We start from the raw sequence: 25501 nt of genomic DNA, 5'->3' as shown, positions 1-25501 counted from the left end.
GGATCGAACACCGCTCTAGTGCGAGCGGAGGTCGATCTCGGCGTCCATCGACAGGCCGACGCGCAGCGGATGCGCCTGAAGCTCCTTGGGGTCGAGCGCGACGCGCACCGGCAGGCGCTGGACCACCTTGATCCAGTTGCCGGTCGCGTTCTGCGCCGGGATCAGCGCGAACGACGATCCGGTGCCGCCCGAGAAGCCGATGACGCGGCCGTGATATTCGACGTCGCCGCCATAGAGGTCGGAGGTGAGCGTCACCGGCTGGCCGACCTTCACGCGGTCGAGTTGGCCTTCCTTGAAGTTGGCATCGACGTAGAGCTGGTTGAGCGGCACGATCAGCATCAGCGCCGTACCCGGGGCGACGCGCTGTCCGACCTGGACGTTGCGGCGCGTGATCACGCCGTCGATCGGCGCGCGGATCACGGTGCGCTCCAGGTCGAGCTTGGCCTGGGCGAGCTTGGCCTGGGCGGCCAGCACTTCGGGCGCGGTGGCGGCCGTGGTGCCGCGAATCAGCGCGTTGTTCGCCGCGAGCTGGCCGGTCGCCTGGCCGCGGGTCGAGCTCGCCTGGGCAACGCCGGCACGCGCCAGCTCCAGGTTCGCGCGGGCGGTGGCGAAGGCGTTGGTCGCGCTGCTCAGTTCTTCGCCCGAGACGGCACCGTTAGGCGCCAGCCGCTGGCGACGCTCCAGGTCCAGCCGCGCGCGTTCATAGTCGGCCTGTGCGGCCACCAGCTGGGCGCGGGCACGGGCGATGTCGGCGTCCCGCGCTTCCACCTGCGCAGCAAGCGCGGTGCTGGTGGCGGACGTCTGGCCATATTGCCGCTGCGCCCGCGCCAGATCCGCCTCGGCCTGCGCGACGGCGATGCGCGCGTCGCTGTCGTCGAGGCGGACCAGCACCGTGCCCTTGCGTACCGTCTGGGTGTCCGCAACCGCGACGCTCGCGACCTGGGCCGCGATCATCGGCGTGACGCTCGCGGTATCGGCGCCGACATAGGCGTTGTCGGTGCTCACATAGTGGCGGGAGACCAGCAGGTAATAGGCGCCGAAGATCACCGCTGCGATCAGCACCAGTACGGCGATGATCCCCAGCAACTTCTTGCGCCGGCCGTTGGGCTTAGTGCCCTCGCCTGCGACAGCCTGGTTGGGAAGGGCGGCGTCAGCCATGGGTCGGGTCCTTGCGTGCGGTCGTGGCCGCGATGTTGGTGGAAAAGCCGCCGCCGAGCGCGCGGACGAGCTGGACGTCGAGCGCGAAGGACCGCGCCTCCAGGTCGGCAACCGCGGTGCGGTTCTGCAGCACCCGGTCTTCGGCGGTGAGAACGTCGAGGAAGGTCGAAAGCCCGCCCTCGTAGCGCTGGCGCGCGAGCGACCACGCCTCTTCGGAGGCGGCAAGCGCCTCGCGGGTCTGGGCGAGCCGCTCGACGAGCGCGCGCTGGCTGGTCACCGCGTCGGCGACCTCGCGATAGGCGTTGGCGACCGTGCCGTCGTAGCTCGCGACCGCCTCGTCATAGCTGGCGCGCGCGCCGCGATACTGGCCCGACAGCTGGCCGCCGCGGAAGATCGGCAGGGTGAACGCCGGCCCGACCTGACCATAGGTGGACCCGCCCTTGAACAGGTTGCCCAGGCCGAGCGACTGGAAGCCTACCAGCGCGTTGAGATTGATCGCGGGGTAGAAGTCGGCACGCGCGACCTTGATCTCGCTCGCCCGCGCCTCGACCCGCGCCCGCGCGGCGGCGATGTCGGGCCGGCGGCCGATCAGGTCGGTGGTGACGCCGGCCGGCAGCGCCCGCGCCCCCGGAGGAAGCGGCGGCAGCGCGATGCTCAGCCCCCGGTCCGGCCCCTTGCCCAGCAGCGCGGCCAGGCGGTTGCGGGTCAGGCCGATGTTCTCGTCGATCGCGGCGATCTGTGCGCGGATCGTCGGGATGGCCGCCTCTGCCTGCTTCACTTCGGCCCGCGTATCGAGGCCGTTGGTGACGCGCTGCGCGACCAGTCGCTCGGTTTGCCTGCGGACTTCCAGCGAGCGCAGCTGCACCGCCCGCTCGGCGGCCTGGCGCGCCAGATCGGCATAGGCCGCAGCGATATTCGTCGAGAGCACCAGTCGCGCCTGCTCGACATCGATCCGCGACGCTTCCGCTTCCGAAGTGGCGGCGGCCAGGGCTGCGCGGTTGCGGCCCCACAGGTCCAGATCGAAGCCCAGGGTCGCGGCGACCGAACCGGTGTCGTTCCAGCCGTGCGGCACGAAATCGGCTGGAATGCCGTTGTTGTAGCTCTGCTTGTTCTCGCTGACGCCGCCCTCGATGCCCACCGACGGCAGCCGGGCAGCGCCGCGCTGCTCGACGATCGCGCGTGCGGCGCGCAGCCGGGCGGCGGCGGCGACGACATCGGGGGAGGCGGCCAGCCCCTCCTCGATGAGCGCGCTCAGTTGCGGGTCGCCGAAGCCGGTCCACCAGTCGGTTGCGGGCCAGGTGGAGGCGGCAGACGTGGTTGCCAGGCTCTGCTCGGCGGCAAAGTTCTGGGAGGTTCGCACCTCGGGCCGGGCGCCCAGGTTCGGCACTGGCGCACAGGCCGCCAGCGGGACGACACCGGCCGCGGCGGCAAGCAGCAACGGCCGGAAGGAAAATCGGATCATGAAGCAAAACCGTACTGATTGGTACGGTGCGGCAGATGGCCCTGCGCCGCAGCCTTGTCAACCAGAAACTGTACTCTATAGTACGGTTATGCAACAGGATGCGAAAAGGAGCTGCGGCAGGCGCGAGGCACGCAAGCAGGATCGGCGCCTGACGATCATGGCGACGGCCCGGCGGATGTTCCTGGAGAACGGTTATGCCGCGACGTCCATGTCCGCGATCGCGGCCGAGCTGGGTGGCTCAAAGGCGACGCTGTGGAACTACTTCCCTTCCAAGGAAGAGCTGTTCGATGCGGTTCTCGACGACGCAACCGCGGTTTATCGCCAGCAGCTGACGGATCTACTGCGACCCACGCCCGACATGGCAGCAACGGTGCTGGCCTTCACGCGCAGCTTCATCGCGAAGATCACCTCTCTGGAAGCGGTACAGCTCCATCGCCTGGTCGCCACGGAAGCGGCGCGCTCGCCTGAGGTGGGCAGGATCTTCTCGCGCGTGCCCCAGCGCACTCGCCAGCTGCTGGCCGAGTTCTTCGCCGCTGCCATGGCCGCGGGACAGCTCCGCCACGCCGATCCCGCCGATGCCGCCAACGTGGTCACCTATCTGTGCATGGGGCTGCAACAGCGCATGTTGTGGGGCGGCGCGGCGCCGACGGCGGCCGAGATCGACGCCGGGGCTCAGACCGCGACCGAGGTGTTCCTGCGCGCCTATGCCCCGGACGCGACCAAAGGCGCCTGACGTCTCGCCTTGGTCGGGCCGGGGATGCATCCGTTCGCTCCCTCGCGTATTCTGCCCCGGTGACCGTTTCCAAATCTCCCAGCATCGTCTGGTTTCGCCAGGACCTGCGCCTCTCCGATCAGGCCGCATTTGCCGCCGCCGCGGCAGAAGGGCCGGTGCTCGCCGTCTATGTGCTCGATGACGAGACGCCCGGCGAATGGCGGATCGGCGGCGCGCAGCGCTGGTGGCTGCATCATACGCTCGCCGCATTGGCCAAGTCGCTTGCCGATCTCGGCGTCCCGCTGGTGCTGCGGCGTGGCCGTGCAGCCGAGGAAGTCGCCAGGATTGCGGAGGAGGCCGGTGCCAAGCGCGTCCATTGCCTCGCCCATCAGGAGCCCTGGTGGCGTGAGGCCGAGGATGCGCTCGCCCGGCCGGTCGATCTGGTGCGCCACCCCGGTCGCCTGCTGGCCGAGGAGGGCATGGTCCGCACCGGCAGCGGCGGACCCTTCCGCATCTTCACGCCGTTCTGGCGCGCGCTCCAGCTCCACATGCCGCCACCGCCGCCCGAACCGGCACCCACCAACGTGCAGGGCATGGCCCACCCGCCGCGCAGCGATCGGCTGGAGGACTGGCACCTGCTCCCCACCGCCCCCAATTGGGCAGAGGGTTTTGCGCACTGGATGCCGGGCGAGGCGGGTGCCCGGGCGCGACTGGAGGCATTTGCGGACGAGGTCGGCGACTATGATCACGCCCGCAACCTGCCTTCCACCGATGGCACCTCCAGCCTGTCGCCGCACCTGCACTTTGGCGAAGTCTCCCCCGCCGCCGTCTGGCACGCGCTCGACGGCAAGGGTGGCGCGGAAAGCTATCTGCGGGAGATCGGCTGGCGCGATTTCGCGGCCAACCTGATCGTCCAGCAGCCGGATTATGGCACCGCCCACGGTCGCGCGAAGATGGATGCGCTTGCCTGGCGCACCGGCCCGGAAGCCGATGCGGAGTTCCGCGCCTGGACCCGAGGGCAGACGGGCTATCCGATCGTGGACGCAGGCATGCGCCAGCTCTGGCACATCGGCTGGATGCACAATCGCGTGCGGATGATCGCGGCGAGCTTCCTGGTGAAGCATCTGCTGATCGACTGGCGACGTGGCCAGCACTGGTTCTGGGACTGCCTGGTCGATGCGGACTATGGCAACAACGCCGTCAACTGGCAGTGGATCGCCGGCACGGGCGTCGACTCCAGCCCCTTCGGCCGGATCATGGCCCCGCTGGTGCAATCGCCCAAGTTCGATGCGGGAGCCTATATCCGCCGCTGGGTGCCGGAACTTGCCGGCCTGGACGACAGCAGGATCCACGACCCGCACGGCGCGGGCGTGGCGCCGGCCGGTTATCCCGAACCCCTGATCGCCCATCGCCCCGCGCGCGAGCGGGCGCTTGCCGCAGCGGCTGCGGCACGCGGCTGAAGGAGGCGTCGGCGCGCACGCCGACGCCCGCCTGGCTCAGAAGCGGTAGCTCAAGGTCACCGTCGCGTTGCGCGGCGCCCCGTAGCGATACTGGCTGAACGAACCCACGTTGCTGTAGAAGGTCTTGTCGAACAGATTGTCGACGTTGGCCTGCAGCTGCAGCTGCTCCGTCACGGCATAGCGCGCCATCAGGCTGACCAGCGTGTAGCCGTCCTGCTGGAAGCGATACGGGGTGTTCAGGACCGGGTTCGTGCCATCCGAATATGCCTTGCTGCGATAGTTCACGCCACCGCCGATGGTGAGGCCCGCCAGCGGACCCTGCAGGTCATAGGTGGTGAAGATCTTGAGCAGCTTGCGCGGCTGGTCGGTGTTGGCGGGGACGTCGTCGGCATCTTCGGCCTTGAACTGGCTGTAGCTGGCGTTGACGTTCCAGCCCGGGAGTGGCTGGCCGGTCGCCTCCAGTTCGAAGCCCTTGCTGACCACGCCCTGGGCGGCGCGATACGGCTGGAAGATCTGGCCGTCGAGGATGACTTCCGGTCCGTCGATCTGCCCGACATTGTCCTGCTCGATGCGGAACAGCGCGATCGAGGTCTGCAGCGCGTCGCCGAAGAAGCTGCTCTTCAGGCCGATTTCATAGGCATCGCCGTCCAGAGGATCGAGCAACTGGTGTTCGCGATCGTAGAGGTTCTGCGGCTGAAAGATCTTGGTGAAGCTGGCGTAGAGGCGGTGATTGGGCGTGATGTCGTAGAGCGCCCCGACATAGGGGATGAACACGTCGTCATCGCCATAGTCGCTGTTCGTTCCCCAGGCATAACCCGTCTGCTTCCAGCTGGCGAGGCGCCCGCCCAGGATGACCTTGAACGGATCGGCCACGTTCAGGCGGACGGCGCCGTAATAGCCGGTCTGCTTGATCCGCTCCTGTTCGTTGCGGACGGGCTCGGTACCCCAGACCGGCTCGGGATAGGGGATGCCTTCCTGGCCGATCACCGGGACGTCGGTGAGCCAGGGCAGCGGCGCGTCGTAATTGTCGGTGTGGCGCTTGAGGATGCTGTGCAGCGCGCCGACCACCACTTCATGATCGCGGCCGAACAGGGACACCGCACCCTTCAGCTGGGCATCGAAGCTGTTCTGATAGCTCACGCCTGCCGACTTGTACGGATTGGTGCCGTCCATCGTACCCGTCACCTTGTCGACGGTGCCGTACAGGTAGAGCAACTGGGTATCGCTGGTGTTCTTGAGGCGGTTGTAATTGACCGTCAGGTTCCACCGGTCGCCGAGTTCCTGGCGGACGGTGGCGAAGATGTTCTGGTTGGTGCTGTTCCAATAGGTCCAGTCCGCCGCCGTCGTCTGCGAACGCGGAAGATCGGTCAGCGTGCCGTCGCTGTAGAAGGTCGGCAGCGCACCCCAGGTGGCGCCCCCCGGCTTGGTATCCTGATGGCTGATCCCTGCCCGCACCAGCGTCGTGTCGGTCAGGTCGGCGTCGACCACGCCATAGAGCACCCACTTCTTCTTGTTCTGGATGTCGATGTAGCTTTCGCCTTCCTCATAGCGGCCGACGACGCGCGCGCGCACGCGTCCGTCCGCCGTCAGCGCGCCGCCGACATCCGCCGACAGGCGCCAGGTGTCCCAGCTACCGAGGCTGGCGTTGACATAGCCGGTCAGGTCGGTGGCATCGGCATGCTTGCGGACCAGATTCACCGAGGCCGAGGGGTCGCCCACGCCCGACAGGAGGCCGGTCGCGCCCCGCACGATCTCCACCCGCTCATAGATGGACACGTCGATGCTGGTCTCGCCGTTGCCGCCCGCCAGCGTCCAGGCCGCCGGCACGCCGTCCACCTAGGTATTCCGGATTTCGAAGCCGCGCGCGAAGAAGCTGTTGCGGACATCGTCGAACTCGTTCGCGGACACGCCGACCGCGTTGGTGATGACGTCCTTCACCGTGATCAGGTTCTGGTCGAGGATGCGCTGCGCCGTCATGATGCTGACTGACTGCGGCGTCTCGCGGACCGTGAGGCCCAGGCCGGTCGCCGTGTCGATCGCGTCCGGGAGGGTATAGGAACCGACGACGACGATCTCTTCGTCCGATGCGTTCGCGTCCGTTTCCTGCGCAGCTGCAGGAAACGCGACGAGCATGGCTGCTCCGCCCAGCAGAAACGCGATCTTCAATTGCATGATTTTCCCCACAACGCTCATTGCCCACGGCATGGCTCCCGCTAGGAGAGTTGCGCATCATTCGCAATAGCAGGTTGTGAGATTCTTGATCTTTGCTGGGACGAGCGCGGCCGAGGTCCATGAACCGGCTAGGCGGCTGTCCTGACCCAGCCTGCGACTTCCCGTGCCAGAACGGCCCGGAGCATCGCGATCCCGCCGGCGCTGGCGTTCAGGCACGGCAGATAGGCGAACTCGGCGCCGCCCGCTTCGACGAAGGTCTCGCGTCCCCGGATCGCGAGCTCCTCGAGAGTCTCGACGCAATCGGCCGAAAACCCCGGCGCGAAGATCGCCACCTTCGTCACGCCCTTGGCAGGAAGGCCGGCGAGCACCGTGTCGGTGGCAGGCCCCAGCCACTTCGCGGGGCCGAAGCGCGACTGGAAGCTGACGGTCAGATCCCGGCCGAGCGCCTTCGAGAGAAGCTGTCCGGTCTCCAGGCATTGGTGGTAATAGGGATCGCCAAGGTCCATGGTGCGCAGGGGCATGCCGTGGAAGCTCGCCACCAGCGCGTCCGGCTCCCAGTCGAGCGCCGCGAGACTTGCCTCGACCGAAGCCTTGAGCGCGTCGATATAGGTTGGATCGTCATGATAGGGCGGCAGCGTGCGGATCGCCGGTTGCCAGCGCATCTCCGCCAGCGCCGCGAACGCCTTGTCGTTCGCCGTCGCCGTCGTGGCCGCGCAATATTGCGGGTACAGCGGCGCCAGCAGAATGCGTTCGCATCCCGCCTCCTTCAGTGCACGCACCCGGTCGCCGATCGCGGGGCTGCCATAGCGCATCGCATAGTCCACCACGACGTCCTCGCCGAACGCGCCCTGCAGCGCCGACGCCTGCTCCCGGGTGATGGCCGCAAGCGGGGATCCGGCGTCGGTCCACACCTGGGCATAGGCATGCGCCGACTTGCGGGGACGGGTGGTTAGGACTGCCCCGCGCAGGATCGGCTGCCACAGGAGTTGCGGAAGCTCGATGACCCGGCGGTCGGACAGGAACTCGGCAAGGTAGCGCCGTACCGCCCTGGGTTCCGGTGCGTCTGGCGTGCCCAGGTTGATGAGCAGCACGCCAATGCGAGGAGACGGCGTGGCGGGATGGTTCGCCGGGATCATGAGACCGCCCCCGCTCACTTGGCCGAGAGCGCCGCTGCCAGCGCCGTGTTGCCTTGCGCGGCAGCGACCGAGGCGGCGGTCCGGCCGGTCGCGTCCGCGATACTGGCATCCGCTCCCGCCGCCACCAGCAGGTCGACCTGAGCGGTCCGGCTGAACAGCGCGGCCATCATCAGCGCGGTCTGGCCGGCCTTGTTGCGCGCGTTCACGTCGCAGTCCGTCTTGAGCAGCCGAGCGGCGATGGCATCGTCACCCTTGAACGCGACGCCCATCTGGGCGGTGTTGCCCTGGCCGGCGTCCGGCTTGCACGGATCGGCACCGCGTTCGAGCAGCGCTTCCACCGCCTCCTTCTGGCCGTTGTACGCGGCGAGGATCAGCGGCGTGAAACCGCGCCTGTCATACCCGTCGACGTCGGCGCCGGCCTTCACAAGGGTGTCGATCATGTCGACCCGTCCCAGGCGGGCGGCGTCGAACAGCAGTTCCTGCCGGCGCTCCGCCGACGGCACGGCAGTTGCCGGAGCTGCCGAAACGGCCGGCATCTGCTGGGGAGTCGCCGCTGCAAGCAGCGCGGCAGTCAGCACAACAAACATCGGGGGTCCTTTGCTGAAGGGGGTGGGTCCCGGCGCGGGAGAGGGGGGGCGAGCGCCGGGACCCTCGGGGCGATTAGTTCGCCCCGAACTGCTCAGGATAGGCAGCGCGATATTCGTTCGCCGCCTTCACGACCTCGGACAGGGGCACGTTCACCGCCTTGGCGACGCGCGTCCCATAGTCCTTGTCGGCCTGGTAGAAGTAGCTGAGCATCATGGTCTTCACCCGCATCGAGGTGACCTGGCCCAGGTCGCCTGCCAGGTTCTTGACCAGGTCCGCCTTGTCCTGCGGCTTCAGCGACCGGTAGAAGATGCCGGCCTGCTCGAAATTGTTGGTCTTCTCGATCGGCTTCGAGTCCACGATGCCGGAGACTTCATAGGTCGAGTTGCGGAACTCGGCCGCCGTCGTCTTGGGCGCCGTATCGGCCGGGAAATAGTTCACGTCCGACGAACGCTGCGTGGCGTTCAGCTGCCCGTCCTGGTTGTTGTTCACCACGGCCACCCGCGGCCGGTTCACCGGAAGCGTCATGACGTTAGCGCCGACGCGATAGCGCTGGGTGTCGGCATAGGAGAACAGCCGGCCCTGGAGCATGCGGTCGGGCGACGGTTCGATGCCCGGCACCATGTTCGACGGGGCGAACGCCGACTGCTCGGTCCATTCGAAGAAGTTGTCGGGCACCTTGTTGAGCGTCATCTCGCCGATCTTCTTGAACGGCACGCCCAGCCACTCCTTGGTGTCGTCGAACGGATTGTAGTTCAGCGACGCGAACTGGTCGGCGGACATGGTCTGCACCATCAGGTCCCAGCTCGGGTGATTGCCCGCGGAGATCTGGCCGTAGAGGTCGTCGGTCAGGAAGTTGAAGTTCGCCTTCGCGACCTGTTCGCCGTTCAGGTTCTTGACGCCCTGGCGGCTGATCCAGCGGAACTTGGCGAAGATCGTCTTGCCTTGGGCATTCACCAGCTTGAACGCGTGGACGCCATTGCCGTCCATCGTGCGATAGGACGCGGGCGTGCCCAGGTTGGTCCATACCTGGGTGATCATGTTGGTCGCCTCCGGCGTCTTCGAGAAGAAGTCGAAGAGGCGGTTCGGATCCTGCTTGTTGGTGACCGGCGAGGGCTTGAGCGAGTGGATCATGTCCGGGAACTGGATCGCATCGCGGATGAAGAAGATCGGCAGGTTGTTGCCGACGAGGTCCCAGTTGCCCTGATCGGTGTAGAACTTGGTCGCGAAGCCGTGGGGATCGCGCATCGTCTCCGGGCTGCCCGCGCCGTGGATCACGGTCGAGAAGCGGACGAACACCGGCGTTTCCTTGCCGGGCACGAACAGCGATGCCTTGGTGATGTCGGAGATGTCGGCGGTGGCGCGGAACACACCCTGGGCACCCGTGCCGCGGGCATGGACAACGCGCTCCGGCACGCGCTCCCGGTCGAACCGGGCGAGCTTCTCGATCAGGTGCGCGTCTTCCAGCAGCACCGGCCCCATGTCGCCCACTGCCTTGGAATGGCGATTCTCGCCGATGGGCGCGCCATTGTCGCGGGTGAACTGGGGTGCGCTGGCCGCAGCGCCATTCCCCCCGGCCTGAACGGTGCCTGCAACGCCCGGCTGCGACAGCACGGGCCGCTCGGGAACGGTCGGCGCGGCGGCGGTCTGCATGCGGCTTGCAGCCTGGGTCGAGGCGGGGTCCGCGACCTGGTGTGCCTGTGCAAGCACGGGCCCGACGAGCGAGAGATTGATGCACGCAGCCAAGAGCCCGGCGCGCGAGGTAGTGAAAGCCATCATGTCGTCCATGTTGTCGGGTTATGGGATGTCGGCGGTCGCCGGCATCACAGCGGTGCGGCCCCTTGGCCCGGCCGGGCGCCGGACCGCCAACGAGCAATGCCGATCACTGTGAGCGAGGAATTTGTCGAGCATTCGGGTGCGGGGGGGAGGCTGCGATAAGGGAGCGCAGCGTTCTGTCGCGCCCGCTGACGATCAGAACGCGAGGTCGAGGCCGATTCGGATGCTGCGCGGCTTCAACGGCGTGATCTGGTCCTGGTCACGGATCAGGAACGGTGATCCCAGTGCAAACCGGTTGCCGCGCGCGTCGAGCAGGTTGGTGACGGTGAGGCTGAGACCCCGACGATCATTCCCCACGCGCATATCGAGGCCCGTATCGACATAATTGCCCTGAAGGCGCCCCAGGATCGACCCGATACCCAGCGTCGACTGGCCGATGTAGCGCGCGTAGCCGCTCACATCGAGGTGATGGCCGAACCCGAGATCGCGGGAATAGCGGGCGCCCAGCCGGCTACTGCGATCCGCGACATTCGGGAGCCGTCCCCGATCGATGGCGACGGTGTCGTACGGCAGGATCATAAAGGCTGGATCGGTGATCCGGCTGTCGTTGAGATAAAGCGCGGCATCCAGTTCGAGCCCGGCGGTCGGCCGCCAGCGCCCGGACCAGCCGATCGACACGACGCGCCCATCACCGATGTTGGCAGTCGTGGGAAAGCCGAAGCCATCGACAATATCGGCCTGGATGTTGCGCCACCGCGTGTAGGAAAGGGTGACGCTCAAATCGACCCGGTCGCTGCCGAACCGGGCGCCGCCTTCCAGCGTCGCGACGCGATCGCCCTGGAAGCGCTGGATGAAGTCCTGCCGCACGGCAATGCCACCGGGGCGAAAGCCCTCCTGATAGCGCGCGAACAGCGTCAGCTGGTCCCGGGCCCGCCACGAAACCGACGCGGAGGGCAATCCCCGCGTTTCGGAGCGCGAGTCGCCCGCCGAGGGGTCCATGCGCAGTGCGATCACGGGTGCCACGTCTTCCGATTGCCCCGCCAGACGGGAGCGTGTGATGCGCCCTCCCAGGGTCACCGTCACGTCCTGGACGGGCAGCATGGCATATTCGCCGTAGAGCGTGACCTCGTCGACCTGATTGCGAACCCCCGTCAGTGTCGCGCGATCCCGGGATTCGCCCATGCTGCGGCGGACACGCGCCCGATTGTGCAACAGGCTCGCCGCTACCAACCATCCGGCGCCATCCTTGCCGCGCCGTGCCAGGCGGGTTTCCGCTGTGATCATGTCGATGTTGTTGCGCTGGGTGAACACGGTAGGTGCCGCGTCGACGGCAGGCGCCTGGTCGAGACGCGCCAGGTCGAGCCTCGGCCCCTCGAACTGCTCGAAGACATATTGGCGCGCATAGCCGATGGAGGAGGTCCATTCGAGCGAGCCCCAATTCTTGCGGAAGAGCGCTTCACCCAGCCAGAAGTCGTTGCGATAGGGCTGCGCCGTCGCGCTCGCCCGCGAAAGCCGGTCGCCCGGACGATCGGCGTACTGACTATCGTCGCCATCGATCCGCTGGCCGAGCGCGGTGATGTCGATCGTCCAGTCGTCCCCCGGCAGATACCGCAGAGCGGCTCGCCCTCCCCAGGAGGTGACGCGGTTGACGTCCTCCAGCCCGCGCTGGCGGTCGTCGATATAGCCCCCCTCGATGCCGCCGAACGCCAGCACCCGCAGCGCCAGCCGATCCTCGACAAGGGGAAGGTTCAGAACCGCGCCACCGTCCACCCCGGGATCGCCATGCTCCGTAGCCTGCACTCCACCCCAGACGGCTCCGCCAATGGTTCGCAGGTCGGGCGCGTTGGGGACCACGCGGACGACGCCGCCCAGCGACCCCGCGCCGTACAGCGTACCCTGTGGCCCCTCCAGCACCTCGACACTGCGGACGTCGTAAAGCCGAAGGCTTGGGTCGGGCGCGCTGTAGGTGATGCGGCTGTTGCCCCAATATTGCCCGACGGTCGCCTGGGTCGGTCCGACGAAGCTGGAGTCGGCAATGCCACGGATGAACAGCTTGTTTCGGCCGGTCCCGAGGTGGGTGGAGGTGACGCTGGCGGCACTCGTCTCGATCGATCCAGTGCCGCGGGCCGCCTCGGCAAGGGACAGCGCCTCGCCGTCGATGATCTGCGCGCCACCCGCATAGGCGACGAGCGGCACGTCCCGCTTGGTTGCGGTGACGACGATCTCCTCGGGGGCAGGTTCTGGCGCAACAGGTACTGGCGTGCGCGGTGCTGCGATCACCGGCTTGGATCTGGGCGGTGCGCGGTCGATGACGAAACTGGCCGGTGCCACTCGCACCGCACGTACCGAAGTACCGGCGAGCAGCCGTTCGAGCGCCTGCGCCGGCGTGTAGCGCCCCCGCACCGCATTCACGCGAATCCGGGTCAGACGCGGGTCGCGAAAGCCGACGCTGATCCGGGCTTGTCGCCCCAGCAGACGGACCGCGGCCTCCGCGTCCGCGACGGGCACGTTGACCTCGGTCGCGCGCTCCTGTCCAAAGGCAGGAGCGGCCGCGACCAACATGGTAATTGGAGCGAGGCTAGCGGCGCGCACCATCGTTCGGTGTCATCATCCAGCCGTCGCCACGGCGTTCCAGCTGCACGTCGAGCAGCGGCCCCACGCGTGCCATCACCGCATCCGCGCCGCCGTCCGCCATGACCGTACCCGAAAAGCGGCGGGTCGCCAGCCGATCGTCGATCGCGACGGCCACGCCCAGATTGCGCGAGAGATCGGCAGCGAGTTCATCCAGCGGGGTATCGCTGAATTGAAGATAGCCGGTCCTCCAGGCACCGACCGTGGCGGGATCGACCGTCTGCTTGCGCGGCGCCGCACCCGTGGTTGCGCGGGTCAGCATCTCCCCGGCGTCCAGCCGCATCTCGGCTCCCCCGCCGCGATAGACCACCGCCCCTTCGGCGACCTTCACCGACAGCGCGCCCTTTCCGCCCACGACGTTAAACGTCGTGCCGACGTCGATCAGGCGAGTTCCGTCGGCCGTCGCCACCACGAACGGGACTTCGGGGTCGTGGCGGATCTGGAACAGCGCTTCGCCGTCCGCCATCGTCACCGCGCGCGGGTTCGCGCTGTCCAGCGCCACTCGGGTGCCGCCGTTGAGAACGATGCGCGACCCATCGACCAACTCGATCGCCCGGCGCTGTCCAGGCGCGGTCGCATATTCCTGCATCGACCCGCGATCGAGCGCGAGCCAGCCGCCGCCGACCGCCAGCACCGCGACGCAGGCGGCCATGGCGGGTGCACGCCAGCGCCGCGAGCTACCGTATCGGCCCGTCGCTGCGGCGGACCGTTGCAGGACGGGAGCCCGCGCCGGAGGCACGTCGAACAAGGCGTCGGCAGCGTCCAAATCGTCGAGCGCGGCTTCATAGGCAGCATTGTGGACCGGATCGGCCCCCAGCCATGCGTTGAAGCCGTCCCACTCCGCGAACGCCGGATCGCCGACGCGGATCGCCCAAAGGCGCGCGTCGTCGCGAAGCATGTCGTCGGGTGCAGCGTTCATGCCCATACTCTCTTTGAGACGGAGCCTTTGCGGCTATTCCGCATCGAATTTCTCTCTGAGCTGCGACAACGCACGATAAGCCTTCTGCAGGTCCTTCTCGATCGAACTGAGGCTCACCCCCATCTCCCGCGCGATCGCAGCCTGGCCGACGCCATCCAGCCGGTAGCGCCGGAACACCTGGCTGACCCTTGGCCCCTGCGCGGCAAGCACCGCCTCCGCTTCGCTGAGGCGCTGCCGGGCAATCAGCACGCGTTCCCCCACGGCCTCATCCCGCTCGCCGACGCTCGCCTCGTGCCAATCCTGCTGCCGCCGCTCGCGGCTGATCGCGCTGCGCCGTCGGTCGCGCAGCACGTTCTCGGCCGCGCGAAACAGATAGGCAATCGGATCCGCGATCGGCTGCGCCGGAGTCACCACCAGCCGCTGCCAAAGATCCTGGAACACGTCCTCCGCCTCGTCGCCTGCGCCACGCGCCGCGAGGAAGCGCAGCAGACGCGCCCGCTCGTCGACAAGGACACGCGTAAGGCCGTCGGATTTCGAATCCGGTTCCATCGCGCACGGGAAAGCACTCCCTGCGCCAGTTGCCAAGTCCCACCCGCCCCGCTGCGCCAGGAAGATCTTCCCGAATGGGGTGCAGTTGCTCGAATTTTGCGGCTAGGATCGCGGGGATCGCAACGCGGTGCTCCCACTCGGCAGGGTGGCCGGGTCGACGCTTGGATACGTGGCCCGGCGTCGCGCGAAACGCGAGCGATGGGGCAGCGCCGGCGCGGTCCGGTCCGGCTCGTCCGCCAGCGGGCGCTCTGGCGCGGAAGGGACCTTTCCCAGGTAGCGAAGCGGATCCACGGGGACGCCGCCGACCCGATATTCGAAATGAAGATGACTGCCGGTCGAACGCCCGGTCGAACCCATCCGCCCGATCAACTGCCCCTGCTCTACCATCTCGCCCGGCTGCACGAGGATGCGGGAAAGATGGGCATAGCGCGTGGCGCTGCCGTCGGGATGTGCGAGCTCGATCAGCCCGCCATAGCCACCGCGCCGTCCTGCCACCCGTACCACCCCCATCGCTGCGGCGAGCACCGGGGTGCCCGGCGCCCCGGGCAGATCGACCCCGCGATGGGTGACGGCCCGGCCGTGAAGAGGATCGGCGCGAAGGCCGAAGCGGGAGGAGACACGCAACGTCGGCGCGTCTTGCGCGGCCGCGACGACGGGGGACAGGACAAGCAGGGCCAGCAGCAGCCGCATGACCGCAAAACGGAGTCGTGAACATAAGTCCGCATCTGACGGGAACCTTTACGGGATTGGCTACGCGGCTCCGTTTCTTCCTCGAAAACCATCCCGGGAGGACATGATGAGCCCTACCGAAGCGCATATGCTCGATTTGCTGAAGAAGGGTCGCGACCACTATGGCTTCGTCGCCGTGAAGGCGGAGTTCGAAGCCGAAGGCACGCGACCTGACGAGTTCCTTCGCCTGCTGGAACTCGCCCGCCGCGCCGACCTGAAGGTCGCGCTCAAGATCGGCGGGTGCGAGGCCGTGTCCGACCTCCAAGCCTCCAAGCTCTACGGCACCGACTATATTATCGCGCCGATGGTGGAAACGCCTTACGCGCTCTCCAAATTCGCCGACGCCCGCGACAAGGTCTATGGCACCGGCCCCAGCGACACCAACTTCCTGTTCAACCTGGAGACCGAAGCGACGCTGCAGGCGCTCGACGCGATGCTGCCGATCGCGGCGGAGCGGTTGGACGGCGTGGTGTTCGGCCGGGTGGACTTCACCCTGTCGCGGGGCCTCCCGCGCGGCGCGATCAACGACCGCGCGATCACCGATGCGGTGCTGGTCGCGGCCGAAGCATGCCGCCGCCATGACCTCGACCTCGTCATCGGCGGCTCGGTGGCGGTCGAGGCCGCGCCTGCGCTGCGCAAAATTCGCCAGGTGCGGCTCGATCGCTTCGAAACGCGCAAGGTCGTGTTCGACGGTGTCGCGGTAGAGGGCAATGGGTTCGACGGTGGCATCGCGCTTGCGACCGCGTTCGAACTCGCCTGGCTGGAGAACAAGCGCGACCTATATCGCGCCATGGCCGAGGAAGACGCGAGCCGGATCGCGATGATGCGCGAGCGCACCGCACGCGCCAACGCCCCCGATCTGGTCGCCGCCTGATCCCATGCCGCTGGTCGGACAGGTCGCCGCGCTGATGCGCGATGTCGCGGAGCGCGTGGTGATGCCGCGGCATCGCGTGCTTGCGGCGCATGAAATTGCCGAGAAGAGCCCGGGCGAGGTGGTGACCTGCGTCGACCGGGAGGCGGAGGCGCGGCTGCGCGAGGGGCTCGACCGGCTCGGCGCCGGCGCCCGGATTGTTGGGGAGGAGGCATGCGCCGAGAACCCCGCACTGCTCGACGGCATCGGCAGTGGCGCGGTCTGGCTGGTGGATCCGCTCGACGGCACCGCCAATTTCGCCAGCGGCACCGGCGCGTTCGGGATCATGGTCGCGCTCGTTTCCGATGGCGAGCCGATCGCATCCTGGATGCTCGACCCGACGACCGGCCGCATGTGCCATGCCGAGCGCGGCTTGGGCGCCTGGATCGACGACCGGCCGCATGTGCCATGCCGAGCGCGGCTTGGGCGCCTGGATCGACGACCGGCCGGTACGCACCCGGAACAGCGGACGCATTCGGCCGGTCGCGGCGCTAGCAACCCAGTTCATGACGCCGACCGAGCGCGCGCGGGCGCATCGCGCGGCCGAGCGGCGGTTCGCGCTGGAGCCGATCCCGCGCTGTGCTGCGGAAAGCTATCCGCGGCTGGTGAACGGCCGCAACGACGTGGCGCTGTTCCAGCGTATCCTTCCGTGGGACCATGCCGCAGGCGTGCTGTTCCTGACCGAGGCGGGCGGCCACGTTACCCATTGGGACGGCAGCAGCTATCGCGTCGGTTCGGACCGTGCTGGCCTGCTCGCCGCGGCGGACGTGCGCCTATGGGAAGTGGCGGCAGACGTGCTGCGCGCTCCGCTTGCCGAAGTAGGCTCACTGGGGGCGCTGGCTGCATGATGCTTGCCCGCGCCTCTCTGCTTGCGAGTGCTTCGCTCGCGCTCGCCCCCCTCCCCGCCTCAGCCCAGTTGCTCTCGCCCGTCGGCGGCTCGGCACGTCCGGCCACCGGTGCGCCTTCTGCAGCGCCGGGTGTGGCGGTGCCGGAGGCAAGCCCCGCCCGCTTCTCTCCCGCGCGCATCGACCCGCCCCTGCCCGAAAGCGACCCGGTTGCGTCCCCCGCCGCCGCCTCTGCGGCGCCACAGGCTCCGACACCGGCACCGCCGCCGAGCGAGTTCGAGGCCTATGTCTCCGAGGTGGTCGGGAAGCCGCTGCGCCGTTTCGGGGCTGAGCTGCTCGTGCCGGAGGCGCGCGACTTCACGACGCCCACCACCACCGCCATTCCCGCCGATTATCTCATCAGCCCGGGCGACCAACTGCGGCTCGATCTTTCGGGCTCGGTCCAGGGTTCGAACCTCCGCCTGACGGTGGACAGCGAAGGGCGGATCTTCGTGCCGCGCGTCGGTGCGATCCAGGTGGGCGGCGTGCGCTATGGCGACGTCCGCAACGTCGTCGCCTCCCAGGTTTCGCGCCAGTATCGCGGCTTCCAGCTGGAGGTCGGCATCGCGCGGCTGCGCGGGCTGACCGTCTATGTCACCGGTTTTGCGCGCCGGCCCGGCGCCTACACCGTCAACAGCGTCTCGACGCTGGTGAACGCGGTGCTGGCCGCGGGCGGCCCGTCCGAGGGCGGCAGCTTCCGCTCGATCCAGCTGCGGCGCGGCGGCACGCTGGTTTCGGACTTCGACCTGTATGACCTGCTCCTGCGCGGCGACAAGACCGGCGACGCGGTGCTCCGCAACGGCGACGTCATCCACATCGCCCCGGCGGGCGAACAGGTCGCGGTTACCGGCAGCGTCAACCGCGAGGCGATCTTCGAAGTCGGCCCCGGCGAGAGCCTGGCCGATGCGGTCGCCTATGCCGGCGGCGTCAGCACCATCGCCGACGACACCCGCCTGCTGGTGCTCGACACACTGGGCAGCGGCAACGGCGGCTGGCAGCAGCTGGGCGCGGCCGAGGCCCGCACCCGCGCCGTGCGCCGTGGCGACGTGGTGCGCGTGCTCACCAATGTCGGCATCGCCCGCCCAGTCGCGCAGCAGCCGGTGCTGGTCACGCTAAGCGGCGAGGTCACCAAGCCCGGCCGCTATTACGTCCAGCCCGGATCCCGCCTCGCCGACGTCGTGCAGCAGGCCGGCGGCCTCACCGGCGAGGCATTTCCCTATGCCAGCGTCATCACGCGCGAGAGCGTCAAGGCGCAGCAGCGCGAGAGCTTTGCGCGGGCCGTCGATGACATGGAGCTGCTACTCAGCACCCAGCCGCTGGTGTCGGTCAATCGGGCGCAGCTGTCGTCCGCCGCCAACCTCCAGCTGATCGACCAGGTGATCGCCAAGATGCGGGCGCGCGAGCCGAGCGGCCGGCTGGTGTTCGACCTGCCGGTCACCGCCGCTGCGCTTCCCGCCGACCTGATCGTCGAGAACAACGACGCGATCTATGTCCCCACCCGCCCGGTGACGGTCGGCGTGTTCGGCGCGGTCGCGAGCCCCGCCTCCTTCGCCTATCGCGAGGGGCAGACCATCGGCGATGCGGTCGAAAGCGCGGGCGGCATCCAGTCGCTGGGCGACAAGAAGGAGATCTTTGTCGTGCGCGCCAACGGCACCGTGCTCGCGCGCGGCGGCCGGACGCTCAAGGCGCCGGCGCTGCCGGGCGATCTCGTCTTCGTGCCGGTCGACGCGAACCGCGGCGAATTCTGGGCGCGGCTGCGCGACATCACCGGCAGCCTGTTCGGCGGCGTCATCGGCGCGGCCACCGTCGTGAATGCGGTGAACTGATGGCACGCGTGATGCAATGGGTGCGCGATCCGCGCTGGCGCCTGCGCGCCTATGGCGTCGCGGCGCTGGTGCTCGCGCTGCTGTGCGTGGTGCCCCAACCCTATGAAGCACGCGCCAAGCTCGTGCCGCAGGAACCCGGGAGCCTGGGCCTGAGCTCGACGGTGAGCGGCATGGGGCAACTCGGCGGCTTTGCCGCGCTGCTGGGCGGCGGCAAGCAGCCGATCGACCTCTATCTGTCGGTCGCCCGTGGCCGGGAGGTCAGCGACGCGGTCATCGCCCGGCTGAAGCTGGTCGACCGCTATGGCTCGGCCCGCAAGGCACAGCTGGCGCTTGCCAAGAAGGTCGACATCCACTCGCTCACCGGTGGCGTAATCGAGGTCGAGGCGCGTACCCACGACGCGGAGGAAGCAGAAACGCTGACCCAGGCGTTCGTGGCCGCGATCAGTCAGCGGCTCAACGGCCTCAGCCGCGACCGCGTCCGCCGCAAGCAGGAAGTCGTGCGCGCGCGCTTCGGCGAAGCCGGCGAGCGTGTCGTGACGGCCGAGGCGGCGCTCAACGCCTTCCGCCGCCGCAACCGCCTTGCGGAGCCCGAGGCGCAACTGGGCGCCGAGCTGTCGCTGCGGGCCGGGTTGCAGGCACAGCTCCAAGCCAAGCAGGTCGAGGTGGAGACGCTCCGCCAGTTCCAGGGGGCCGAGAACCCGCAGCTGCGGGCCGCTGAGTCGGAGGTTGGCACGTTGCGCGCGCAGATTGCGCGCACCGCCAACCCTGCATCGGGCGCTGCCGGACCCAACGTCGCGGGCCTGACCGAAGTGTCGGGCGAATATCTCGACCTTTATCGCGACTATCGCTTCGCCCAGGCTTTGTACGAGGTCTACGCGCGCTCGTCGGAAGAGATCGCGGTGGAGTCGCTCGCGGCCGAGACCGCGTCGGACGCCGAGGTGATCGAAGCGCCGCGCCTGGATGTGGACCGCAAGTACAACGTCCCCGCGGTGGCGCTGCTCGCGCTGGTGATCGCGCTGGCGCTGTTCACCGAGTTGTATGCGCCGGCGACCGGCATCCGCCTGCCGGTCATCGGAAAGCCGCGGTCGTGAGCCCCCCCGAACTGTCGATCGTGATCCCGTGCTTCAACGAGATCGAGAATGTGCAGGCGATCACGCAAGCGGTCACGCGGGAGGCAGAGCGCCACGCCGCGAGCCATGAGATCATCCTGATCGACAATGGCTCGACCGACGGCACGCGCGACGCGATCCGTGCGCTGTGCGCAGCGGACCCACGGGTGCGCGGCATCCTCAACAACCGCAACTATGGTCAGATGCGCTCGCCGACGCACGGCATCTACCAGGCGCACGGCGCCGCGGTGATCGGCATGTGCGCCGATTTCCAGGACCCGCCAGCCATGATCGGCGAACTGGTCGCGCTATGGCGCGGCGGCGCGGCGATCGTGCTCGGCCAGCGCCGCAGCGAGCGCACGGGCGTGTTGCTGGGGCTGGTGCGCCGCGCGGGCTATGCGCTGTTGGGGCGCATCGCCGACTATCCCGTGATCCCCAATGTCACCGGCTTTGGGCTGTTCGACCGCAAGGTCGTGGACACGCTGCGCCAGTGGAAGGAGCCGGAGCCCTTCTTCCGCGGCATGCTGGTGGAAAGCGGCTATCCGATCGCGCTGGTGCCGTTCGACCGACCGGAGCGCGCGGGCGGCGAGACCAAGAACGGCGTCGCGAGCCTGATGGGCTTCGCGCTGTCCGGTCTGGCCGGATCGGCCAAGACCCTGCTGCGCGCGCCCATCCTGCTGTCGGTATGCGCGGGTGGCGTGACGCTGCTGCTCGCGGCGCTCGGCTTTGTCGCGCTGGTGGCGGGCGGACCCGCGGGCGCGCTGTTCGGCTGGGCGGGCGGGATCGGCATGTTCGCCACCCTGCTGCTCTTCCTGGGCCTGATCGGGGACCAGTTGCGGCTGATCGCCGAGCGGACGCGCAACGTGCCGCTGGTGATCGAGGAAGCGCGGCTGAACTTCCCGGACGCACCATGACCGCGCGGCCGCGCCCGCCGGTCGTCGAATGGGCGCTGATGCTCGCCGTGGTGGCGAGCTTTGCGCACATGCTGTGGTGGTTCTCCACCCACGGCTATCTGCCCCAGCCGTTCGTGTTCGACACCAACGACACCTTCATGGACTGGTTCAACACCGCCTATTGGGCGAACCGGCCCGGCGCGTATGACGTGTGGCGCAGCATCTATCCGCCACTGTCATTCGTGTTTCTCGACTGGACGAGCCTGCCCGGCTGCTACGTCGGCTCGCCGTTCCAGGCGCGCGACTGCGACTGGCTGGCGCGCGTGACGATCCTGGCGGCCTATGTGGCGGACGTGGCGGTGTTGTGGATTGCGTTTCGCCGCACCGATCCGCGCACGGCAATCCCCCGCACGATGGCGATGGCGCTGGGCTTGCCGCTGCTGTTCACGCTGGAGCGCGGCAACCTCATCCTGGTCGCGCTGCCCGCGTTCGTGGTCGCGCATGGACCCGTCATCCGGTCCGGCCCCTGGCGGGCGATCGGCACCGCGGTCACGATCAACTTCAAGCCATATCTGGTGCTGCCTGCCTTCGCCCACGCGGTGCGGCGCGAGTGGCGGCCGCTGGAGCTCGCCGGCATCGCCACCATCCTCCTCTATCTCGTCACGCTGGCGCTAGTCGGATCGGGCTCGCCGATGGAGCTCGCGTCCAACACGGTGAACTGGGTCAGCTTCGTCGCCGGGCAGATTTGGAACGAGGTCAATTATTCCACCAGCTATGCGCCGCTGCTGCTGATGCGCGAGAGCCAACTGCCGCTGCTCGAATTCGTCCCTTCCCGCACGATCGAAGCGATCGAGACGGCCGTACCGCTCGCGATCCGCTCGACCCAGCTGCTGGCGCTGGCGACCCTCGCCGCCGCCTGGCTTCAGCCGCGCGCGCTCACCCACGCGCGCGTCGCCGCGACCCTGCTGGGCGCCTATCTCGTGACCCAATCACCCGGTGGCTACACCCAGGTTTTCCTGCTGTTCCTGCTGCTGCTGGAGCCGTGGCGCGGCGGCGCGGTGCCGGCGCTGGTCTCCGCATATCTCCTGTGCCTGGTGGGCGACCTCCCGCTCGCAACCGTGCTGCGCCTCGACACGCAGAGCTGGCTCAGCGGTCGGCCGGTGCTGCCGGAGTTCGGCCTGACGCTTGGACATTTCGTACGACCTGGCCTCGTCATCCTGATCGTCTGGTCGCTGTCGCTCGACGCGCTGGTGCGGGTGGCGCTTGCCCATCGCGAACATCGTCCCACCCTGGGCTTGGCCACCGCATGATCCCCGAGCACGATCTGCGCGCGATCGACGTCGCCCTCGCCCCCTTCTGGCCGCGCCTCGACGGCGCGCGCATCTTCATGACCGGCGGCACGGGCTTCATTGGCCGATGGATGCTGGAGGCGCTGGCCCGCGCGCCCATCGACGTCGAGGTGACGCTGCTCACCCGCGATCCCGCCGCCTTCGCCAGCCGCGCACCGCATCTTGCGGCCCGGTTCGATACGGTCGCGGGCGACGTGCTGCGCTTCGAGCCGCCGGCGGGCGCCTTCACCGACGTGATCCACGGTGCCACGGACGCCAGCGCCGCGCTGACCGCGAACGACCCGCAGCGGATGTTCGACACCATCGTGGACGGCACGCGCGCCGCGCTCGCCTTCGCCCGCGCGCAGGACGCCCGCTTCCTGCTGATGAGTTCCGGTGCCGTCTATGGCACCCAGCCCTGGGACCGGCTCTACGTCGACGAGCAGTGGATGGGCGGCCCCGACCCGCGCGACCCAAGGTCCTCCTATGCGGAGGGCAAGCGCGCGGCGGAGACGCTGACCGCGATCCACCACCATCAGTTCGGGCTTCACACCGTCACCGCGCGCATCTTCGCGCTGCTGGGGCCGGGGCTGTCGCTCGACACGCATTTCGCCGCCGGAAACTTCATCCGCGATGCGATCGCGGGAAAGCCCGTCCGCGTCACCGGCTCCGGCCAGGCGGTGCGCTCCTATCTCTATGCCGCCGACCTAGCGGTCTGGATGTGGATGCTGCACCTCACGGCCGCACCGGGTGCGACCTACAACGTCGGATCGGAGGAGGCGGTGTCGATCGCCGATCTGGCCCGGCGCACCGCGGACGTGCTGGGCGCTCCCGGCGTCGAGATCCTGGAACAGCCCGATCCCGGCTGGAATCCCGGCCGCTACGTACCCTCGACCCAGGCGATTCGCCGCGACCTTGGCGTCGCCCCGACCATCGACCTCAACGAAGCGATCCGGCGCACCGCGGTCGCCAATGGATGGACCCAATGCCCGAAATGAAGCTCTCCGACTGGCTCGCCCAATGGCTCGCCGACCATGGCATCGAACAGGTGTTCATGCTGACCGGCGGCGGGGCCATGCACCTCAATCATTCGATGGGCACCCATCCCCGGCTGAAGACGATCTTCACCCATCATGAGCAGGCGCTGGCGATGGCGGCGGAGGCCTATGCCCGCTTCACCAACCGCCCGGCCGTGGTGAACGTCACCTCCGGCCCCGGCGGCACCAACGCGATCACCGGCGTCTATGGCGCCTTTGTCGATTCGATCCCGATGCTGGTGATCTCCGGTCAGGTGAAGCACGAGACGACGGTGCGGGCTACCGGGCTCAAGCTGCGCCAGTTGGGCGACCAGGAACTCGACATCGAGGAACTGGTCCGCCCGATCACCAAATATGCGACCATGGTCACCGAGCCGGCCAGCATCCGCTACCACGCCGAAAAGGCGCTCTATCTCGCCACGAGCGGGCGCCCCGGCCCGGTGTGGCTCGACATCCCGCTCGATGTGCAGGCCGCGAAGATCGACCCGGAGATGCTGGCCGGCTTCGATCCTGCCGAACTCGACGAGCCGTGGCGGGAGACGGATCTCTCCGGCACCGCGCGCACGATCCTCGAGCGCGTGGCCGCCGCCGAACGGCCGGTCGTGCTGGCCGGTGCCGGCGTGCGGCTGAGCGGCGCGCACCGAGAGTTCCTGGCCCTTATCGAGCGGCTGGGCGTGCCGGTCATGACCGGCTGGAACGCGCACGACACGCTGTGGAACGACCACCCGCTCTATGCCGGCCGGCCGGGTACCGTAGGCGACCGCGGCGGCAATCTGGTGACGCAGAGCGCGGACCTGCTGCTGGTGCTCGGAAGCCGGCTCAACCTCCGGCAGGTGAGCTACAACTGGAACAGCTTCGCGCGCGCCGCCTACAAGATCTGGGTCGATATCGACCCGCTGGAGCTGCAGAAGCCGACAGTGAAGCCGGACCTGCCGGTGGTCGCGGACTTGGCCGACCTGCTCCCGGCATTGCTCGAGGCGCCTTATGCGGGGGCGACCGCAAAGCACCGCGAATGGCTGGCCTGGGCGAAGCAGCGCGTCGCCGCCTTCCCAGTCGTGCTTCCGGAATATCGCGACCACGGCCCGATGAACCATCCCTATGTCGCGATGGAGGCGCTGTTTGAGACGCTGGATACCGATGACGTGGTGGTGACCGGCAACGGCTCCGCCTGCGTGGTCAGCTTCCAGGCGGGGCGCCTGCAACAGGGCCAGCGGCTGTGGACCAACTCCGGCTGCGCGACGATGGGCTATGACCTGCCCGCCGCGATCGGCGTGTGCGCAGCGACCGGCGGCACCCGCCGCGTCATCTGCATCGCAGGCGACGGCAGCATCATGATGAACCTTCAGGAGATGCAGACGATCGCCGGCTACGACCTGCCGGTGAAGGTCTTCCTCCTCAACAACTCGGGCTATGTCTCGATCTTCCAGACGCACCGCAACTTCTTCAACGGCGTCGAGGTGGGCGGCGGCCCCAAGAGCAACGTGACCTTCCCCAGCTTCGAGAAGGTCGCCCATGCGTTCGGCTTCGCCTATGCGCGCGCCGAGGAACACAACGACCTGCCCGGCGCGATCCAGGCAACGCTCGATGCGCCCGGGCCGGCACTGTGCGAGATCATGATCGACGAGCATGTCGCCTTCGCGCCCAAGCTCGGCGCCAAGGTCCACGCCGACGGCCGCATCACCTCACCCCCGCTCGAAGACCTGTCGCCGTTCCTTCCGCGAGAGGTGCTGGCCGCGAACATGGCGATCCCGCTGGTCGAGGAGCAGTGAGCATCGCCGCCGTCACCCAGCGGCGGCCGCTCCGCTTCCTGATGGCGGGTGCGGCCAACACGGCGTTCGGGCTCGCCATCTATCCGGCGCTGTTGTGGAGCGTGCCCGCGTTCCGCACCCATTACCTCGTGGCGCTGGGCATCGCCCAGGCGGTGAGCCTGTGTTTCGCGTTCACGACCTACAAGCTGGGCGTGTTCCGCACCCGCGGCAACATCCTGCGCGAGTTCGCGACCTTCGCGAGCTTCTACCTGTTCAACTATGCCGCCAACTGGGTGGCGCTGCCCCTGTTGGTCGAGCTTGCGCAGGTGCCGCCGGTGATCGCCCAGCTGGGCTTTACGGTGGCGCTCATCGCGGGCAGCTGGTTTTGGCACAGCCGGGTCACGTTTCGCACGAGCGCGGAACAGGCCTGATCCCGGCGATGAACGCTCCCTGCGACAAACAGGGGATCCGCCAGCC

20 protein-coding genes and 2 pseudogenes are annotated in these 25501 nt (G+C 68.4%); 12 read left to right on the top strand and 10 right to left on the bottom strand.

Annotation, left to right across the window (positions count from 1 at the left end):
• Positions 1–15: 15 nt before the first annotated feature.
• A complete protein-coding gene (locus VPH46_RS08115) occupies positions 16–1158 on the bottom strand; it encodes an EmrA/EmrK family multidrug efflux transporter periplasmic adaptor subunit (RefSeq protein WP_416610348.1) in 1143 nt (380 codons plus the stop codon).
• Positions 1151–2620: an efflux transporter outer membrane subunit gene (locus tag VPH46_RS08110; RefSeq protein WP_416610346.1), complete on the bottom strand. Its 1470-nt coding sequence runs from the start codon at positions 2618–2620 to the stop codon at positions 1151–1153. Before VPH46_RS08110 ends, VPH46_RS08115 begins: the two co-directional genes overlap by 8 nt.
• On the opposite strand from VPH46_RS08110, the gene VPH46_RS08105 reads away from it, so the two are divergent.
• Entirely contained in the window at positions 2619–3353 is a 735-nt protein-coding gene (locus VPH46_RS08105) for a TetR/AcrR family transcriptional regulator (RefSeq protein ID WP_416610344.1), read from the top strand. The two genes, VPH46_RS08110 and VPH46_RS08105, sit on opposite strands and share 2 nt — an antisense overlap.
• Before the next feature lie 59 nt (positions 3354–3412).
• The gene (locus VPH46_RS08100; protein WP_416610342.1) at positions 3413–4792 is read left to right on the top strand and encodes a cryptochrome/photolyase family protein; all 1380 of its coding nucleotides are present in this window, start codon (positions 3413–3415) and stop codon (positions 4790–4792) included.
• Positions 4793–4828: 36 nt separating this feature from the next.
• On the opposite strand, the pseudogene VPH46_RS08095 reads toward VPH46_RS08100, so the two are convergent.
• From VPH46_RS08095 to VPH46_RS08060, 8 genes and pseudogenes are all read right to left on the bottom strand, one after another.
• Positions 4829–6964: pseudogene (locus tag VPH46_RS08095) on the bottom strand (TonB-dependent siderophore receptor).
• 128 nt (positions 6965–7092) lie between these two features.
• Positions 7093–8100 carry a ferrochelatase gene (gene hemH / locus VPH46_RS08090; RefSeq protein ID WP_416610340.1) on the bottom strand — a complete coding sequence of 336 codons (1008 nt, stop codon included), beginning with the start codon at positions 8098–8100 and terminating at the stop codon, positions 7093–7095.
• Positions 8101–8114: 14 nt separating this feature from the next.
• Positions 8115–8687 carry an ankyrin repeat domain-containing protein gene (locus tag VPH46_RS08085; RefSeq protein ID WP_416610339.1) on the bottom strand — a complete coding sequence of 191 codons (573 nt, stop codon included), beginning with the start codon at positions 8685–8687 and terminating at the stop codon, positions 8115–8117.
• 73 nt (positions 8688–8760) lie between these two features.
• Positions 8761–10464, bottom strand: a complete 1704-nt coding sequence (locus VPH46_RS08080) for a catalase (RefSeq protein WP_416610465.1) — start codon at positions 10462–10464, stop codon at positions 8761–8763.
• 192 nt (positions 10465–10656) lie between these two features.
• A complete protein-coding gene (locus VPH46_RS08075) occupies positions 10657–13023 on the bottom strand; it encodes a TonB-dependent receptor domain-containing protein (RefSeq protein WP_416610338.1) in 2367 nt (788 codons plus the stop codon).
• Between the two features lie 16 nt (positions 13024–13039).
• Positions 13040–14011, bottom strand: a complete 972-nt coding sequence (locus tag VPH46_RS08070) for a FecR family protein (RefSeq protein WP_416610336.1) — start codon at positions 14009–14011, stop codon at positions 13040–13042.
• A 33-nt stretch (positions 14012–14044) separates the two neighbouring features.
• Positions 14045–14560, bottom strand: a complete 516-nt coding sequence (locus VPH46_RS08065) for an RNA polymerase sigma factor (RefSeq protein ID WP_416610334.1) — start codon at positions 14558–14560, stop codon at positions 14045–14047.
• A 102-nt stretch (positions 14561–14662) separates the two neighbouring features.
• Positions 14663–15250, bottom strand: coding sequence for a M23 family metallopeptidase (locus VPH46_RS08060; protein ID WP_416610332.1), 588 nt, complete (start codon positions 15248–15250; stop codon positions 14663–14665).
• Between the two features lie 106 nt (positions 15251–15356).
• On the opposite strand from VPH46_RS08060, the gene VPH46_RS08055 reads away from it, so the two are divergent.
• The 10 genes and pseudogenes from VPH46_RS08055 (at position 15357) to VPH46_RS08010 (ending at position 25455) form a co-directional block, all read left to right on the top strand.
• A complete protein-coding gene (locus VPH46_RS08055) occupies positions 15357–16163 on the top strand; it encodes an aldolase/citrate lyase family protein (protein WP_416610330.1) in 807 nt (268 codons plus the stop codon).
• 4 nt (positions 16164–16167) lie between these two features.
• Positions 16168–16539, top strand: a pseudogene (locus tag VPH46_RS08050) (inositol monophosphatase family protein); the annotation flags it as partial.
• Between the two features lie 19 nt (positions 16540–16558).
• Positions 16559–17047, top strand: coding sequence for an inositol monophosphatase family protein (locus tag VPH46_RS08045; RefSeq protein ID WP_416610463.1), 489 nt, complete (start codon positions 16559–16561; stop codon positions 17045–17047).
• Positions 17044–18909 (top strand): SLBB domain-containing protein, encoded by a 1866-nt coding sequence (locus tag VPH46_RS08040; protein WP_416610462.1) that lies wholly within the window; start codon positions 17044–17046, stop codon positions 18907–18909. Before VPH46_RS08045 ends, VPH46_RS08040 begins: the two co-directional genes overlap by 4 nt.
• Positions 18909–20000 (top strand): capsule biosynthesis protein, encoded by a 1092-nt coding sequence (locus tag VPH46_RS08035; protein WP_416610328.1) that lies wholly within the window; start codon positions 18909–18911, stop codon positions 19998–20000. Before VPH46_RS08040 ends, VPH46_RS08035 begins: the two co-directional genes overlap by 1 nt.
• Entirely contained in the window at positions 19997–20932 is a 936-nt protein-coding gene (locus VPH46_RS08030) for a glycosyltransferase family 2 protein (protein WP_416610326.1), read from the top strand. The genes VPH46_RS08035 and VPH46_RS08030 overlap by 4 nt, the downstream gene beginning before the upstream one ends.
• Positions 20929–22221 carry a hypothetical protein gene (locus VPH46_RS08025; protein WP_416610324.1) on the top strand — a complete coding sequence of 431 codons (1293 nt, stop codon included), beginning with the start codon at positions 20929–20931 and terminating at the stop codon, positions 22219–22221. Before VPH46_RS08030 ends, VPH46_RS08025 begins: the two co-directional genes overlap by 4 nt.
• Positions 22218–23237 (top strand): NAD-dependent epimerase/dehydratase family protein, encoded by a 1020-nt coding sequence (locus tag VPH46_RS08020; protein ID WP_416610321.1) that lies wholly within the window; start codon positions 22218–22220, stop codon positions 23235–23237. The genes VPH46_RS08025 and VPH46_RS08020 overlap by 4 nt, the downstream gene beginning before the upstream one ends.
• Entirely contained in the window at positions 23225–25045 is a 1821-nt protein-coding gene (locus tag VPH46_RS08015) for a thiamine pyrophosphate-binding protein (RefSeq protein WP_416610319.1), read from the top strand. Before VPH46_RS08020 ends, VPH46_RS08015 begins: the two co-directional genes overlap by 13 nt.
• Entirely contained in the window at positions 25042–25455 is a 414-nt protein-coding gene (locus tag VPH46_RS08010) for a GtrA family protein (RefSeq protein WP_416610318.1), read from the top strand. The genes VPH46_RS08015 and VPH46_RS08010 overlap by 4 nt, the downstream gene beginning before the upstream one ends.
• The last annotated feature ends 46 nt before the right edge of the window (positions 25456–25501 follow it).

Origin of the sequence: Sphingomonas sp. MJ1 (PH-R8), from assembly GCF_048058635.1 — a bacterium.
GTDB lineage: Bacteria > Pseudomonadota > Alphaproteobacteria > Sphingomonadales > Sphingomonadaceae > Sphingomonas.
This window is presented reverse-complemented; position numbering and strand designations above follow the sequence as displayed.